This is a genomic window from Ferruginibacter paludis, from assembly GCF_030409685.1.
Lineage (GTDB): Bacteria > Bacteroidota > Bacteroidia > Chitinophagales > Chitinophagaceae > Ferruginibacter > Ferruginibacter paludis.
In genome coordinates this window covers 283784-299858 of the sequence record NZ_JAUFQJ010000006.1, presented here as the reverse complement: position 1 = coordinate 299858, position 16075 = coordinate 283784, and the positions used below count along the sequence as shown (strand labels likewise).

The 16075-nt window shown below is 40.8% G+C and carries 17 protein-coding genes; 11 read left to right on the top strand and 6 right to left on the bottom strand.

What is annotated here, in order from left to right; all coding sequences use genetic code 11:
• The first annotated feature begins 184 nt into the window (after positions 1-184).
• Positions 185-382: a hypothetical protein gene (locus QWZ08_RS11790; RefSeq protein ID WP_290337615.1), complete on the top strand. Its 198-nt coding sequence runs from the start codon at positions 185-187 to the stop codon at positions 380-382.
• A 152-nt stretch (positions 383-534) separates the two neighbouring features.
• Here QWZ08_RS11790 and QWZ08_RS11785 read toward each other — a convergent pair whose 3' ends face one another.
• Complete coding sequence (locus QWZ08_RS11785) at positions 535-1209, bottom strand: NAD(P)H-binding protein (protein WP_290337614.1); 675 nt, start codon at positions 1207-1209, stop codon at positions 535-537.
• A 73-nt stretch (positions 1210-1282) separates the two neighbouring features.
• Between QWZ08_RS11785 and QWZ08_RS11780 the strand changes: the two genes are divergently transcribed.
• Positions 1283-2140 carry an MBL fold metallo-hydrolase gene (locus QWZ08_RS11780; RefSeq protein ID WP_290337613.1) on the top strand — a complete coding sequence of 286 codons (858 nt, stop codon included), beginning with the start codon at positions 1283-1285 and terminating at the stop codon, positions 2138-2140.
• A gap of 151 nt (positions 2141-2291) precedes the next feature.
• Positions 2292-3641 carry an FAD-binding protein gene (locus QWZ08_RS11775; RefSeq protein ID WP_290337612.1) on the top strand — a complete coding sequence of 450 codons (1350 nt, stop codon included), beginning with the start codon at positions 2292-2294 and terminating at the stop codon, positions 3639-3641.
• A gap of 73 nt (positions 3642-3714) precedes the next feature.
• On the opposite strand, the gene QWZ08_RS11770 is transcribed toward QWZ08_RS11775, so the two are convergent.
• On the bottom strand, positions 3715-4767 hold the full coding sequence (locus QWZ08_RS11770; RefSeq protein ID WP_290337611.1) for a nucleoid-associated protein: 1053 nt from the start codon (positions 4765-4767) through the stop codon (positions 3715-3717).
• Positions 4768-4903: 136 nt separating this feature from the next.
• Complete coding sequence (locus QWZ08_RS11765; protein ID WP_290337610.1) at positions 4904-6064, bottom strand: esterase-like activity of phytase family protein; 1161 nt, start codon at positions 6062-6064, stop codon at positions 4904-4906.
• A gap of 145 nt (positions 6065-6209) precedes the next feature.
• Here QWZ08_RS11765 and QWZ08_RS11760 point away from each other — a divergent pair, with 145 nt between their 5' ends.
• From QWZ08_RS11760 to QWZ08_RS11735, 6 genes are all read left to right on the top strand, one after another.
• A complete protein-coding gene (locus tag QWZ08_RS11760; protein ID WP_290337609.1) occupies positions 6210-7400 on the top strand; it encodes an acetyl-CoA C-acyltransferase in 1191 nt (396 codons plus the stop codon).
• Positions 7401-7747: 347 nt separating this feature from the next.
• On the top strand, positions 7748-8731 hold the full coding sequence (locus QWZ08_RS11755) for a pyruvate dehydrogenase complex E1 component subunit beta (protein WP_290337608.1): 984 nt from the start codon (positions 7748-7750) through the stop codon (positions 8729-8731).
• Between the two features lie 306 nt (positions 8732-9037).
• Positions 9038-10201, top strand: coding sequence for a sigma-54-dependent transcriptional regulator (locus tag QWZ08_RS11750; RefSeq protein ID WP_290337607.1), 1164 nt, complete (start codon positions 9038-9040; stop codon positions 10199-10201).
• 6 nt (positions 10202-10207) lie between these two features.
• Positions 10208-10846, top strand: a complete 639-nt coding sequence (locus QWZ08_RS11745; RefSeq protein ID WP_290337606.1) for an alpha/beta fold hydrolase — start codon at positions 10208-10210, stop codon at positions 10844-10846.
• 164 nt (positions 10847-11010) lie between these two features.
• Entirely contained in the window at positions 11011-12573 is a 1563-nt protein-coding gene (locus QWZ08_RS11740; RefSeq protein WP_290337605.1) for a S26 family signal peptidase, read from the top strand.
• 114 nt (positions 12574-12687) lie between these two features.
• Positions 12688-13173: a cytidine deaminase gene (locus tag QWZ08_RS11735; RefSeq protein WP_290337604.1), complete on the top strand. Its 486-nt coding sequence runs from the start codon at positions 12688-12690 to the stop codon at positions 13171-13173.
• A gap of 11 nt (positions 13174-13184) precedes the next feature.
• Here QWZ08_RS11735 and QWZ08_RS11730 read toward each other — a convergent pair whose 3' ends face one another.
• Positions 13185-13685, bottom strand: coding sequence for a methylated-DNA--[protein]-cysteine S-methyltransferase (locus QWZ08_RS11730; protein WP_290337603.1), 501 nt, complete (start codon positions 13683-13685; stop codon positions 13185-13187).
• An 84-nt stretch (positions 13686-13769) separates the two neighbouring features.
• Between QWZ08_RS11730 and QWZ08_RS11725 the strand changes: the two genes are divergently transcribed.
• Positions 13770-14060 carry an ArsR/SmtB family transcription factor gene (locus QWZ08_RS11725; protein ID WP_290337602.1) on the top strand — a complete coding sequence of 97 codons (291 nt, stop codon included), beginning with the start codon at positions 13770-13772 and terminating at the stop codon, positions 14058-14060.
• Here QWZ08_RS11725 and QWZ08_RS11720 read toward each other — a convergent pair.
• Positions 14057-14386 (bottom strand): tRNA-binding protein, encoded by a 330-nt coding sequence (locus QWZ08_RS11720; RefSeq protein ID WP_290337601.1) that lies wholly within the window; start codon positions 14384-14386, stop codon positions 14057-14059. The two genes, QWZ08_RS11725 and QWZ08_RS11720, sit on opposite strands and share 4 nt — an antisense overlap.
• 55 nt (positions 14387-14441) lie before the next feature.
• On the opposite strand from QWZ08_RS11720, the gene QWZ08_RS11715 reads away from it, so the two are divergent.
• Positions 14442-14891: a GNAT family N-acetyltransferase gene (locus tag QWZ08_RS11715; RefSeq protein ID WP_290337600.1), complete on the top strand. Its 450-nt coding sequence runs from the start codon at positions 14442-14444 to the stop codon at positions 14889-14891.
• Positions 14892-14911: 20 nt separating this feature from the next.
• On the opposite strand, the gene QWZ08_RS11710 is transcribed toward QWZ08_RS11715, so the two are convergent.
• A complete protein-coding gene (locus QWZ08_RS11710; RefSeq protein ID WP_290337599.1) occupies positions 14912-15781 on the bottom strand; it encodes a transglutaminase-like domain-containing protein in 870 nt (289 codons plus the stop codon).
• Positions 15782-16075: the final 294 nt, after the last annotated feature.

The following is a 16075-nucleotide window of genomic DNA, read 5'->3' as shown; positions in this document are numbered from 1 at the left end:
TAAAGCCCCGAAAATACTAATTTTCAGGGCTTTTGCTTTTAAGAAAAATCTTTTACATAAAAGATTGATTGAGGTGATTATTGTACGGAATATTCTCTTGTATCTGCTATAGGTAATATGCATAAAATGGCACATTATTTAGGTAATTATCTGATAGGATATTCCTCATTAAAAAACTTCAATTATGAAAAAGCAATCATCCGGTTCAACCGCAAAAGATCAAAAAGGAACAGGCGCCAATAAAGCAGCCTCACAGTCTAAACAAGCCAAAGGGATGCAGGGTAGTAGCAGTTCAACTGCAGGAGCAACGTCAAAAGTGAAATCAAAGGTTGGTCATGGCCTGGCGAATGAAGGCACCAATGTTAGTTATGATGAAGGGTAGTAATTAAGTCATTTTGCGCTTATTTTTGGTAATGGTTTGTGCATAGCAAACCATTTTTATTTCAACTGAAAATATAGCGATCCCATAAATTAAGTATTAAGTGTGCGGACAAAGCCGCTGTTTGGATTGTGTCAGGACTTTCTAATAATTACTTAGAAATTGTTTGCGAGCCTGATAAATTGCGGATACTGGTGAACAAAAACACCGGCAGTATTTGACTTTGCAGCAGCTATCATTGCCTTTGCCAGGTCTTCAACAGCCACACCCCTGTATTTCCGCAATCCGCCTTTCAGCAAAAAGGATACGCCTTTTACCAGGCGCTGGAAAATAGCTTCACCGGTGCGCTTTTCATTTCTATGCCCCAACAGCATGGAAGGCTGCATAATATGAACGGTCTCCGGCCCCCGGCTTTTTACCACTTCTTCCATTTCGCCCTTTAACCTTAAATAAAAATTGCTGCTCTTGCTGTTTGCACCAACGGCACTTACAACAATAAACTTTTTGCAGCCGGTTTCCCTGCAATAACGGGCTGCATTCACCGGAATGTCATAATCAATTTTGCGATACAGGGCTTTATCGCCTTTGACACTTTTCTGCGTGGTACCGATAGTACAAAAAACGGCATCACTTCCGGCGATCGCATTTTTGAACGCGGTGGTGTCTTCAAAATCAATCAGGCGTACATCTGTATTGGCAGTAGTTTTTGATACTGCATGCCGTACAATAAGCCGGATGCTTTCAATGCTATTGTCATGCGATAACAAGTTATAAAGTGTACTGCCCGTCATGCCTGATGAGCCGATGATCGTTGCTGTTTTTACCTGCATACCAATATAGTTTATTTAACTAAAGTTACGGCAATCAACGATAGTCATTTGTATTGACCAATAATGGCGAAAAATGATTTTCTTTGCTGCTGAAATGGCGCTATTTATCACCTCTTTAAATTCGGGCAGTAACGGTAACTGTTATTATGTGGCAAACGATACCGAAGCGGTATTGGTGGATGCCGGTATATCCTGCAGGGAAACAGAAAAACGGATGCGGCTGCTGGGACTTTCCATGGACAAGGTAAAAGCCATTTTTATTTCGCACGAACATACCGATCACATTAAAGGCGTTGAATCAATCGCAGAAAAATATGCACTGCCAGTTTACATAACCAACGCTACTGCACAAAGAGGACGTCTTCATTTTAAAAAAGAACTCCTCCATTTTTTTGCAGCTTATGACCCGGTGAACATTGGCAAACTTACGGTGACTGCCTTTCCTAAATTTCATGATGCCATAGATCCGCATAGTTTCATCATAACCGGCAATGGTGTTACGATAGGTGTATTTACAGATATTGGCACCAACTGTCAGCATGTTACCAAACATTTCGGCTTATGCCATGCAGCTTTTTTAGAAGCCAATTATGACGAAGTAATGCTGGAGCAGGGAAGGTATCCTCTCTTTTTAAAAAACCGTATCCGTGGGGGAGAAGGACATTTATCCAACCTGCAGGCACTGGAAATATTTGTACAACACCGGCCTTTTTTTATGACACATTTATTGCTGGCCCATCTGTCAAAAGATAACAATGATCCGGAAAAAGTAAAGGAACTTTTCACTAAAAAAGCGGACGGCATTGAAGTGATCGTAGCTTCAAGGTACGAGCAAACGCCATTAATTATGATCACGGCAAATGCCAGCCAGAAAAGCCAGCTAAGCCAGGCCGTCATTGCACGTAAACCCGAACAACTATCATTATTTTGATTTGACATTTTCGTGTTTAAATCTGTTATTAGCCGTCCCCAACTTGCAATAATTAATTTAAAAATGTAAGTTGCGACACAAGCGACTGCATAAAAATAATTTTACTCTAATGCTACGGATAACCAACGACCTAAAAAATAAAAAAGCCATCATGAAAAAAAGAACCTTTTTAAAAACCACTTCTATTCTTGCAGGCGGAGCCGTGTTAAGCCGGATGATGGCCTGTAGTCCCAAAAAAGCTGCGCCGCATTTAAAAAACTGGGCCGGCAATTTGGAGTACAGTACAGGAAATGTACATTATCCAAAAACGGTAGAGCAGGTTCAGGAGGTAGTGAAAAAATGTGATAAACTAACTGCTCTCGGGTCCAGACATTCGTTCAACAAAATTGCAGATAGTACTGAAAACCAGGTTTCCTTACAGGAAATGAACAAAGTCGTTTCATTGGACAAAGCTGCTAACACCGTAACAATTGAGGCCGGTATGAAGTACGGCGAACTGGCTCCCTACCTGCATGAAAATGGTTTTGCATTGCATAACCTGGCTTCGTTGCCGCATATTACTGTTGCAGGTTCATGTGCCACTGCAACGCATGGCTCCGGCGTACACAATGGCAATTTATCAACAGGTATTGCTGCTATTGAATTTGTGAATGCAGCAGGAGACCTGGTGAATTTATCAAAAAAAGATGGCGAGCAATTTCAGGGCGCTGTGGTAGGACTTGGTGCATTGGGGGTGGTAACAAAACTTACGTTGGATCTGCAACCCACTTTCAATATGAAACAATATGTTTACCGTAACCTGCCGATGGGGGAACTGGAACAGAATTTTGATACCATTATGTCAGGCGGTTACAGCGTAAGCCTTTTCACCGATTGGAGAAATAAAAACGTAAACGAAGTATGGATCAAAAGCAAAGTAGCGGCTGATGACGCAGCACCGGCACCTGAATTATTTGGCGCTAAACTGGCTACAAAAAACTTACATCCCATCGAAGATTTATCTGCCGAAAATTGTACAGAGCAGATGGGGGTTTCCGGCCCCTGGTTTGAAAGAATGCCGCATTTCAAAATGGGTTTTAAACCAAGCGCCGGTAAAGAATTGCAGGCAGAGTATTTTGTACCCATTGAACATGCTTACGAGGCAATGATGGCCATGGAATCACTGCATGAAAAAATTACACCGCACTTATTTATTTCCGAAATCAGAACCATCCATGCCGACAATCTCTGGATGAGCCCCTGTTATAAAAAAACCTGCGTAGCCCTGCATACAACATGGAAACAGGAAGTAGAAGAGGTGATGAGTTTATTGCCTCTGATAGAAGCGAAGCTGGCTCCTTTTAATGCACGTCCACACTGGGCAAAAGTATTTACCATGGCACCGGATGTATTACAATCAAGAATTGAAAAGCTGGCCGACTTTAAAACGCTTGTTAAGCAGTATGATCCCAACGCTAAGTTCAGAAATGATTTTTTAAATAAAAATTTATACAACGGATAATAATAGTTAACAACAAACACAGGGCATTGGCTTTGTGTTCGTTGCATTCCGATGCAGTCTTTGCGTGAAAAAACTACTGTTCATCCCTGAAATACACTTTGTAAAAATTCATGTTCTTTTCTTCATCAAAACCTTTTTCAATCAGCTCTTTGTTGCCATGAATGTAGATGTGAAAATTCTTATCCAGCTTTAAAATACTTTTATATACACGGGCTTGTTTTTTTACTGCAGCGGTGTTAATGGCAAAGCTGTCATCAATCGGCATATCAAATTCCTGCTCATAGCTTTTTTTATAATTTTTAAAAGATTCTATGCCTTCTGCATAGCCAATTACTTCATTGCTGAATTCGTCCATGTTGAACTGGTCCTTCTCTTTAAAATATTTCATGGAGCGGTTCAGCAGGTCTATCTTATCCGTTTTGCTTACACTAAATTCTTCATCCACCTGGGTGGTAATAAATTTTTTATAAAGGCTTAACGTGTTATTGGTTTGGTTATAACTGTCGTTGCGGATGGTTAGTTTTAGAAAGTCATCCATCCAGTACGACGCTTCACTGCTGTTGGTTTGATCGACTACGGACACTTTATAGCCTTCTGCTTTTTCAGTGTTAAAAATCAGGCAACCCTTATCTAATTTTTTGATATTGATGGCTTCCTGCTCGTAGTTTAAATTAAAACCATTTTCATCCGGCTGCACTTTCAGGTAAGCTTCTTTTGTTTCCGATTTAAAAATACCGATGGCCTGGTGCAGCTCGCCTTCAATTTGTAAATCATTAAAATGAACTACATAAATCTCTCCTGATTTTATTTTAGGATGACCGGAAACATCATATAAATGTTTTACAATCTGCTGCGAATTTTCATGAAAATTTTCTGCTGCAGAAAATACCTCGGTTGAAAAATGGAACAGTTCATTCAGCTCAAGATTGCCCGAAGGATGCGACAGGCGATAAACCTCGTTTCCCTTTTCAAACGGCTTTAAAAAATACTGCATCAGCAAATCGCTTAGGGTATCATCTTCCAACACCAGTGGTTTCTCCGACAGGCGATAGAACTCATCCTGCAATTTGTTGCCGGAATAATGAATAGAAATCTGTGTAAGGGTAGCGTCGAAATAAGTAACCATTTATTAGTTATGAGTTATGAATTATAAGTTATAAGTTTTAGTCATCAAACGAACGGATCGAGTTGAGCAATAAGCATCCAGTATCCACAGTATTAAATACCAAGAATCCAGTATCCAGCATCCTGCGCTCAGCCTCTCAATACCCCGTCACCTCAAACAAAAGCAACTGCGTTTTTTCAAAAACATTAAAATTATTGTCTGAAATAAATAACAGAGTCTTATGTCCGTTCGGCAAGTCCGGACCAAATGTTACGCCTTCAATATTATCTATGTAAATGCCTAAGTCATCCATGTTCAGTAATAACTTTTTTGCTATCGGCGTAAACGACTTTCCCGCATTCATTAACGTCATATTGGTTACATCCGTTGCGGCACTCAAATCAGCCAGGAAAACTTTAATCGTACAAGGAAGTCTGCCCGATGAAAATGAACGTTCAATCACCAAAAACTGATTGTTGCCCAGCGATAATATATCAGGTACGCCGTTTATTTTAAAGGCATTTGCCGGAACGGCCGGATATGCCACTGGTTCTAACTTGTAAGCATACTGCGCCGTGTTTTGCAGGGTGGCAACATCAAATTTTAACAAACGAATAAATGCATTGTTGGCTGTAACATCCGCCCTTGGTCCATCTTCATACAATGGTTCTTCTACATTTACAAAAAGTGTTTTATAATTGTCTGCAAAGCTCATCCCTTCCAATACGCCATTTTGCCTTGGTCCTTTTAAAGTTGATTGCATCGCCAGGTTTGTTGGCAGTTTATAATTCGCTATATAGTCACCAGTGGTTGAGATCGTGTTGACCTCCGGATTCTCCAAAACCGTATCTTTCGCATTTACAATACGTTCACCCTCGCTGCTCCATACCAGTTGTTTGCTAAGCGGATTGTAGCGGATGGTTTCGGGATCAGGGGTATGTACCGCATCCTGTTTACTGGAAGGGTATGGCTTACCATCGGGCTGCAACAAACTATGCACGCCGGTGAAATAAATACTGTCAATTCCTTTTGAAGAAAAATCAATATCTGCTGTATAAAAACGTGCAGGATTGATAGCGCTTCTGTCATCACTGATTAAATAATAGGTTTTGCCGGCAGTATCATAATCAATACCAGACAGGCCACCAACAGTTGTGTTGTTGTACAATAAGTTATATGGAATATCTTTTTCACCTAAAAAATGCAGTGTACCCACGCCGGCTGTACCAGCCACCGGCGCCAGTTTTTTTGAACCATTGCAGGATGCAAAAACTACAAAGGCAATTAAAAAAGTTGAATATAATTTGATTAAATGCATATACAATGTTGAGTTGTAAAGTTGCGAAAATAGTCTGAATGAACTGAATACAGATCATTTGGTAATAACCCCGTTTTGAAGTGGTCTCATGTTCTTCACCTGAAACCGGAATCATTTATCTTTACAAACTAAACGGTAAATCCATATGAAGGAAGTATATATCATCTCGGCCGTGCGCACGCCGATAGGCAGTTTCGGCGGATCATTAAAAGGTTTTACGGCGACACAATTGGGCGGCATAGCCATCAAAGCTGCGGTTGAAAAAGCCGGCATTGCGCCATCAATGGTAAACGATGTACTGATGGGGGCGGTTATCCAGGCTAACCTTGGTCAGGCACCTGCACGACAAGCAGCAAAATTTGCTGGTCTGCCCAACGAGGTAAATTGTACTACTATCAATAAAGTTTGCGCCAGCGGAATGAAATCCATCGCACAGGCAGCGCAAAGTATTACGCTGGGCGATGCTGATATTGTAGTGGCAGGAGGTATGGAGAGCATGAGCAATGTACCGTATTACGCAGATGCCGTAAGATGGGGAAACAAATACGGCAACGTATCCCTGATTGACGGGCTTGCCAAAGATGGTTTAACAGATGTGTACGATGGCAAAGCCATGGGTATGGCAGCCGAGTTGTGCGCCAGTACCTGTGGCATCACCCGGCAGGACCAGGATGCATTTGCCATAGAGAGTTACCAGCGTTCGCAGGCGGCTATTAAAGAAGGTCGCTTCAATGATGAAATTATTCCGGTGGCCATACCGCAGAGAAAAGGTGATCCCGTTTTATTTGATAAAGATGAAGAACCTTTCAATGTTAAGTTTGATAAAATTGCCGAGCTGAAAGGTGCCTTTACAAAAGACGGAACAGTGACCGCAGCAAATGCATCTACAATGAATGATGGCGCAGCTGCACTGGTATTAATGAGCAAAGAAAAAGCAACCGAACTCGGCTTAAAGCCAATCGCAAAAATATTAAGCTATGCAGATGCAGAACAAGCACCGGAATGGTTTACTACCACACCTTCCATTGCGGTACCCAAAGCTGTCAGTAAAGCCGGGTTAAAAATGGATGACATTCATTTTTGGGAACTGAATGAAGCTTTTAGTGTAGTGGGTATCGAGAACAGCAGGAGGATGAAGCTGGATCCGGCTACGGTAAACGTCAATGGTGGTGCGGTTTCTATCGGCCATCCGCTTGGGTGCAGTGGCGCCAGAATTATTGTTACCCTCATTAATGTTTTAAAGCAACGCAATGCAAAATATGGTGCTGCAGGCATCTGCAATGGCGGTGGCGGGGCCTCAGCTATGGTGATTCAAAATATGCAGGTGATGGTGTAAAGATTGGATTATACAAAGTGCCTTTTGATTATCAAAAAGCACTTTGTAAAAAGGTGTTTTTCCAAGATGTTATTAAAGCGGGGAAATATCAGATTGATTTTATAAGGTGCTGTTAAGATAAAGTCTTTTTTTTATAAAAAAAATTTCGGCTTCGGTTTTCAAAAATAAAGCAGTCTTTCGGCACAATAATTTTAAACATGCCCATTAAATTATCATTATATAAAGTAGCGCTACATAATAATTATGGACCTCTTGTTCTAAAACGCAAGCCGATTTGCTGATATGGTTACTATAAGATAAATTTGCCACTCAAAACAGAATAATCAAACGCTAAATAAATAAAATACATGCGACAAATTGCTTTTAGAGAAGCCCTTAGGGAAGCTATGCAGGAAGAAATGAGAAGGGATGAAAGGGTATTTTTAATGGGAGAGGAAGTAGCAGAATACAATGGTGCCTACAAGGTAAGCCAGGGTATGCTGGATGAATTTGGAGATAAACGAATTATAGATACGCCCATTGCAGAGCTCGGTTTTGCAGGCATTGCCGTAGGTGCAGCGCAAAATGGGTTGCGCCCGATTGTTGAATTTATGACTTGGAACTTCGCCGTGTTGCCTTTGGATCAAATTTTAAATACAGCTTCTAAAATGCTGGCAATGAGCGGAGGACAGGTTGGTTGCCCGATCGTTTTTCGTGGCCCGAACGGAAGTGCAGGCCAGCTGGGAGCACAACACAGTACCGCCTTTGAATCGATGTACGCCAACATTCCCGGTTTAAAAGTAATCTCAGTAAGCAATCCCTATGATGCGAAAGGCTTATTGAAAAGTGCCATTCGCGATGATGATCCGGTAATGTTTATGGAAAGCGAAGTGATGTATGGCGAAAAAGGCGATGTGCCGGAAGAAGAATACCTGTTGCCTATTGGCAAGGCTTTTGTAAAAAGAGTGGGTAAAGATGTAACCATCGTATCCTTTAATAAAATGATGAAAGTGGCGCTGGCAGCCGCTGAAGAGCTAGCAAAGGAAGGAATTGAAGCTGAAGTGATTGATTTGGCAACCATTCGCCCGCTGGATTGGTTCACAATCCTGGAAAGTGTAAAAAAGACCAACCGCCTGGTAATTGTGGAAGAACAATGGCCATTTGCTTCAGTATCATCCGAAATTACTTATCGCATACAAAAAGAAGGGTTCGATTACCTGGATGCACCTATCCGCAGGATAACTTCTGCAGATGCACCCATGCACTACGCACCTAATTTAGTAGCCCTGTATCTGCCAAACGTGGAAAGAACAGTGAAGCTGGTAAAGGAAGTGATGTACATGAAAAAATAACTGTTCATTAAAGTTATACCAGGCCCGGAAATTTTGTCCGGGCTTTTTTTGTCCCGGCTGTTAAGCTTTAATCAACACCGTTGTGTTACACCCTCCAAGTTTTCAGCCATGTGGAACCCCATCAAAGCCGTACATCTTTTCAATCCGGCGCCGGCATAAAAAATACCAGCGGTTTGCTTAGGTAGTTGTTTAAAATTTCCCAAAATAATATCACTTGTATCCGGGACGTTTCTGATCGTCCATTAATCGTTAATTTTGCAAATGTTTTTGGATGCATATTTGCATTTACCCAATAAAATTTAAACAATGGCTAGTATTTTAATAATTGATGACGAAAAGGCAATACGTAAGACCTTGTCAGAAATTCTGAGTTACGAAGGTTATAAAATTGAGGAAGCGGCGGACGGGGAAGAGGGACTAAAAAAATTCAGCGCAACAACGTACGACGTGGTGTTGTGCGATATAAAAATGCCCAAATTAGATGGCCTGGAATTTTTGGAAAAAGCAAGGGAAGTAAACAGTGACATCCCCATCATCGTCATCAGCGGCCACGGCAATATAGAAACGGCGGTAGAAGCAGTAAAAAAAGGCGCTTTCGATTACATCAGCAAGCCACCGGATTTAAACCGCCTGCTGATTACTTTACGCAATGCATTGGATAAACAAACCTTGGTTACAGAAACAAAAGTCTTGAAACGCAAGGTGGCCAGGGTACAGGAGATGATTGGCAATGGTCCTGGCATCCAGGTAATAAAAGACACAGTAGAAAAAGTAGCTCCCACAGAAGCCAGGGTATTGGTGACGGGCGAAAATGGGGTAGGAAAGGAATTGGTTGCAAGATGGATACATGAAAAGAGCAACCGCAGCACAGGTCCTATGGTTGAGGTGAACTGTGCTGCCATTCCCGGTGAACTGATTGAAAGTGAACTATTCGGCCATGAAAAAGGGTCGTTTACATCAGCCATTAAACAACGCATTGGTAAGTTTGAACAAGCGAACGGTGGCACATTATTTTTAGATGAAATTGGTGATATGAGCTTAGGTGCCCAGGCTAAAGTGTTGCGGGCATTACAGGAAGGAAAGATCACCAGGGTAGGTGCAGATAAAGATATCAATGTAGATGTAAGGGTAATTGCTGCCACCAACAAAGACCTGCTGAAAGAGGTAGAGGAAAAAAACTTCCGTCTCGATTTGTATCACAGGCTGGGTGTAATTATTGTACACGTGCCATCCCTGAACGAGCGCCGGGAAGACGTACCGGATTTGGTAGAATATTATCTTGAAAAAATTGCTGATGAATACGGTCAGCCGAAGAAAAGTATAGAAAAAAATGCGCTGGAAATGTTGACCAATTACAACTGGACCGGTAACATACGGGAATTGAGAAATGTGGTTGAACGCCTCATTATTTTGTCTGGTAAAAATATTGCGGCGGATGATGTCAGCAATTATGTTTTACCCAAAAAATAATGCCCGATGAAAAAAATTTATTGCATCAGTGGCCTTGGCGCAGATGAAAGGGCTTTTGGCCGCCTGCAGATAAAAGATCATTTGATAGTTCCATTGCCATGGTTGATGCCCGAAGCCAATGAAACTATTGGTCAGTATGCTGCCAGAATGAGTGCTGGCATTAAAGAAGAGAACCCGCTATTGATGGGACTTTCGTTCGGCGGCATGATGAGCATTGAAATTGCTAAAATAGTGAATGCAGAAAAAGTAATTTTAATTTCCAGTATCAAATCATCCAGCGAATTACCTGCCTGGTTAAGACGTTCGGGCCAGCTTCGTTTAAACAGGATATTTCCCATGCGTTCTTTTAAAATAATGGAGCCGATTCAAAATCTTTTTTTAGGCGCAGAAGGAAAAGATGAAAAAGAGATGGCCCGCTCGTACCGTAAAAATGCACCGCAGCAATACACGGATTGGGCCATTAATGAAGTATTGCACTGGCAAAATACGTGGCAACCATCCTCACTGTTTCATATTCATGGCGACAATGATAAAATGTTTCCTATTAAATATGTATCTCCCACCCATGTAGTAAAAGGTGGGGGCCATTTTATGATCATGAATAAGGCGGCTGAGATAAGTACAGCCATAAATGAAGTTATTTAACACTGTAATTTTTTCGCCCGGTAACACAATTCAGGTGCAGCCTGCAATGAGATATTGTTTATTAATATGCTTATTTTGGCTGTTAAACATTTGAAAACATTTTTTATATAAACCTGTAATGCAAGTTTAATTATGGTATTTTTGGCCCTGATAAAATTTTACTTATGAGTATTGGCTGGATTATTTTTATTGTTGCCGCCCTTGGGTGGCATATTGGTTTATATGGCATGTTTAAGAAGGCGGGTATTGAACCCTGGAAAGCACTGATTCCTTTCTACAATACCTGGTGTATGGTACAAAAAATGAAACTGCACAAAGTGTGGTTTTTTTTACAGTTCATTCCTATTGCCGGTCAGTTTATTACCATCTGGCTTACCATTAAATTTGTTGAACATTTCGGCCGTTTCGGCTTTTGGCAGCACGGTGCTGCTGTACTACTTCCTTTCATTTATTTTCCTTATCTCGGTTTTAGTAAAAATGAAAAATATGCGGGCGAACTGGTTGTAAACAATTATAAAAAATCTGCTGCACGTGAATGGATTGATGCGGCAGCGTTTGCAGTAGTCGCGGCAACTATCATCCGAACATTTGTTTTTGAAGCTTATACAATTCCTACACCTTCGGAAGAAAAAACACTGCTGGTAAGCGATTTTTTATTTGTAAGTAAATGGACTTATGGGCCCCGCATTCCCAATACGCCGCTGGCCATGCCTTTTGTACATCATACATTGCCTTTTGGAGAAGCAAAGAGTTATGTGGAGTGGATTCATATTCCTTACACCCGCTGGTTTGCCAGCCCGGTACAGCGCAATGATGCAGTGGTATTTAATTTTCCGGTGAACGATACACTCATCAACGATCCAATGGTAGATGGTCAGCAGCAGTTTGGCTCGCAGGTCACCTATTACCAGGAGATACGGGACGAAATGAACCAGGGGCATCTGACAGAACAAAAGGCAAGAGAAAGCGTATGGAATAAATACGGTGATATGATTATCACAAGGCCGGTGGATAAGAGAGAAAATTTTATAAAACGTTGCGTTGGCATAGCCGGCGATACAATACAGGTGGTTAACGGCGCATTGATGGTAAACGGAAAACCGCAGGAATATTTTCCGCAGTCGCAGCGTTTCTATAAGGTAACAACCCCGCCTAATTCGCCATCGCTGGATAACAAAGAGACGGCCGAAGAAGTACTTTTTCCAATGGGTATACACATCCGTTTTGAACAAAGAGATGTACAACAAATCGGCGCCAATACTTTCCTAGTAAATATTACCAACGAAGAAAAAAGACATTTGAATATTCCTGCCGGTTATACCATTACTGATTTTATGTACCCGGTGGAAAATAAATTATTTCCCTACTACGATACTACCAAACAATGGAGTGCGGACAATTATGGCCCATTATATATTCCAAAAAAAGGAGCTACCATTGAACTAACGCCCGACAATTACATTCGCTACGAAAGATGTATCCGCACGTACGAAGGAAATACACTTGAAAGTAAAGACGGTAAATTTTTTATAAACGGAAAAGAAGCAACCAGCTATACTTTTAAAATGAATTATTACTGGCTGATGGGGGATAACCGTCACAACTCACTGGATAGCCGCTACTGGGGATTTGTACCGGAAGATCATGTGGTGGGCAAAGCTTCATTAATCTGGTTTAGCTGGGAGCATGGTCCAAGATGGAACCGTCTCTTCAAATGGATAAAATAATTTAACAGTTGATAATAATTAATCTGTAATTTCAAAAATGATCCTCCATGCAGCAACGCATGGAGGATTTTTTATCGGCTATCTTATTTGTAACGACACAATAAAAAGACATCAATGGTAAAAAAAATCATTCCACTGGCAGTGGAAATTTATAATTCGGCAGAAGAACTAAACAGGAGTGATGCTGCATTGCTGGCAAAAGCAAGAGCAGTTACAACACAAGCTTATGCGCCCTATTCCAATTTTAATGTAGGAGCGGCTGCATTGCTTACAGATGGCACCATCGTTACCGGTACCAACCAGGAAAATGCTTCTTATCCTGTCGGTATATGCGCTGAAAGAGTTTTGCTTTCTGCAGTGGCATCACAATTTACAGGGATGGGTATTACTACAATGGCCATCACCTATCATAATATTAATGGTGATAGCAGCACACCTATATCGCCCTGTGGTATCTGCAGGCAAAGTCTTACAGAATACGAAGAACGTACACACCAATCTATCCGGTTAATTTTAAGCGGCATGCAGGGCGAAGTGTATATCGTAGAAAAGGCGCAGCAGTTATTGCCGCTTAGTTTTTCGGCCATCAATATGCAGTAGTGTCGTTTTTATCAAAAGAGCGTTTTCACGCCATGCGCAATTTTTGCTTCATGTTCCAGCAACCAGCGCTTGCGCCACAATCCGCCACCATAGCCAGTTAAAGTGCCGTTACTGCCGATAACACGGTGACAGGGAACAACAATACTCAATTGATTTTTACCATTGGTCGTGCCTACCGCACGGATAGCTTTTGGATCCCCGGTGCGTTTCGATAACTCCATATAACTGATAGTTTGGCCGTATGGAATTTGAATTAAGGCTGACCATATTTTTTGTTGAAAAGCTGTGCCATTTTGCTGGAGCGGTAAATCAAATTGTCTCCGTGTTCCCTCAAAATATTCGTTGAGTTGCCGAATGCATTTAACGATGAGTTCATTATCAGAAGCAGCCGTACCATCAAATAATCCGGTATCTTTTTCATCTTTAAAAAGAAGTGCGGTAATGGCATCATCCACAGCCTCAATCAAAATTAATCCAACCGGAGAATCATAATACACACTGATTTTCGTCATAAAAATATATTGATAAATTTAAATGAATTAATATTGCCAAAGAAAAAAATACGATTTCTTTGACAAGGAAATGATTAAGAAAATATGAGTACCGTAAAAGCTGAAACCAGATTTATAGAAAAAGCTATGAATGCAATTGCCGATCCCTGCCGGCTATCTATCCTGCAGGAAATATCCCGCAAAGGTGAGATGTGTTGTGGTGATGTACAGCAACTGACCGGGCTTTCGCAGCCCACTTGTTCTCACCATATCAAGTTGCTGGCAGATAGTGAACTGGTGGCCTGCCGCAAAGATGGTCGCAATCATTATTTTACTTTAAATAAAAGCAACTTTAAAAAAGTAAGTATTTTTTTAGAACGTTTTTGCGAGATTTAACCAATGCGGCAGCCGTTTGTAACCGGTAATGAAGGCTGTAGCAATACTACTGCTCCCTGCTGATTGTATACGCCCAGCACAAGGCATTCGCTGAAAAAATTGCCTATTTGTTTCGGCGAAAAATTGATGACAGCTATTACCTGTTGCCCTTGCAAAACTTCCTTTGTGTACAGATTGGTAATTTGAGCCGATGACTTTTTTATCCCAAATTCTCCAAAATCAATCGTTAGCTGGTAGGCAGGTTTTCTTGCATTTGGAAAATCGGCTACAGCAATAATAGTTCCCGTACGCATATCTATTTTTTCAAAATCATCCCAGGTGATCATTGTATTTTTTTGAGGCAAATGTATTTTGTAATATTGATACCTGAAATGATTTTATATGATACCAACAATAAAAAAAGCAAGCCTGGCCGATGTTGAAATAATAGCTCCGCTGTTTGATGCCTACCGGGTTTTCTATGAACAAGCAACTGATATTACGGCTGCTGCCAATTTTCTATCGGAACGGTTATCAAAAAATGAATCCGTTATTTTTATAGCTTTCATTAATAGTGAAGCCGTGGGCTTTATACAACTCTATCCTATCTTTTCGTCTGTTTCTTTAAGAGCTACCTGGCTGTTGAATGATTTGTACGTGGCCGGAAATGCCCGTCAACAGGGCGTTGCCGCCGCTTTACTTAACCAGGCAAAATTGTTCGGTATAGAAAGCAATGCCAAATGGCTGCTGCTTGAAACGGCTGCAGATAATTTTACTGCACAATCTGTTTATGAAAAAAATGGCTGGATAAAACAAACGGATTTTTTTTACCAGCTTCCGCTCGACATCTGATTGTAAAGATTAAGGGCAAATTAATTTTCTAATAAATTCACCAGTTGCAACAACTCTTCCATTTTATACCTGTTGCGTTCGTCATCAAAACATTTGCTTAACTCTTCCAGTAAAAAACGGATGATGTTTTTATTGTCTCTTTGTTTAAAGTAAGATGTGGTAGGCGGTACACTTATGCGTTTAAAATAATTCTCCACGTCTTTATGAGAATAAATTTGTCCGTTCAGGGGATCAATATAAAAAATTATTTTTTGTGATGCATGCGAAACGGGATTCATAAATTCATACTGCTGATCAAAATAAGCCAGGATAAATTGCCGCGGAATATTGATTGCCCTCACCGGTATATCCAGCAATTCGCATAACACCAGGTAAATAATGCCATTGCTGATGGCATTGCCTTTTTTTGTTTCAAGGGTTTTATTGATGAGAAAATCTTCCGGCTGATTATAGGCAATTTCAACCCCTTTGTGTTTGTAATAATTATATAAAATACTCGTGAGTACATTCACCTGCTCAAGTGGCGTAAGGTAGTTATTCAGTTCCAGCCAAACATTGCGACGCATTTTCTCAATTTCCTGTAAGGCTTGCAGGGACTGCATTTCAGGGTAATAGTATTGTGCCGTCAGCAGGGCACCCTGCAATAATTCGCAGCTCCCATCCTTCCAGTTTATAAAGTCGTTGGTAAGGTCCCGGAAGTGCAATTTATGTATCAGCGATTCAATCCGTTCTTGTATTGGTTCACTCACTGTATTTTCCCACAGGTGTTCCAGGTTTGGTATAATTGCTTTTCCAAAAGAAATTATTTTGTCGCTCACCTGGCTGTACACTTCGGTGTCGGGATCATCTATCAAATGAAAGAGTGCTGATATTTCTTTGTTTTCTACCAAGATATTTTATTTGATATTGAAATTCGTTAAATGCCAGTGAATAAAGAAGTTAAATTTTTCCACAGCAGTTGATATGTCACACCTGGGAATGTCTGATGTCTGATTTTTTGATGACTGATTTTGGGGAGCTAAATAACTTGCAGTTGTTGTCTAATGTGTGATTTCTGATTTAACGATGTCTGATTTTGATGAATAAGCGGGTTGATATTGATCACCCTTTTAAAGAGAATAAACTAACAATTAATAAAGTTTGAGAAAATAAATTCTATGATTTTTTACCCAGCATATTGCATG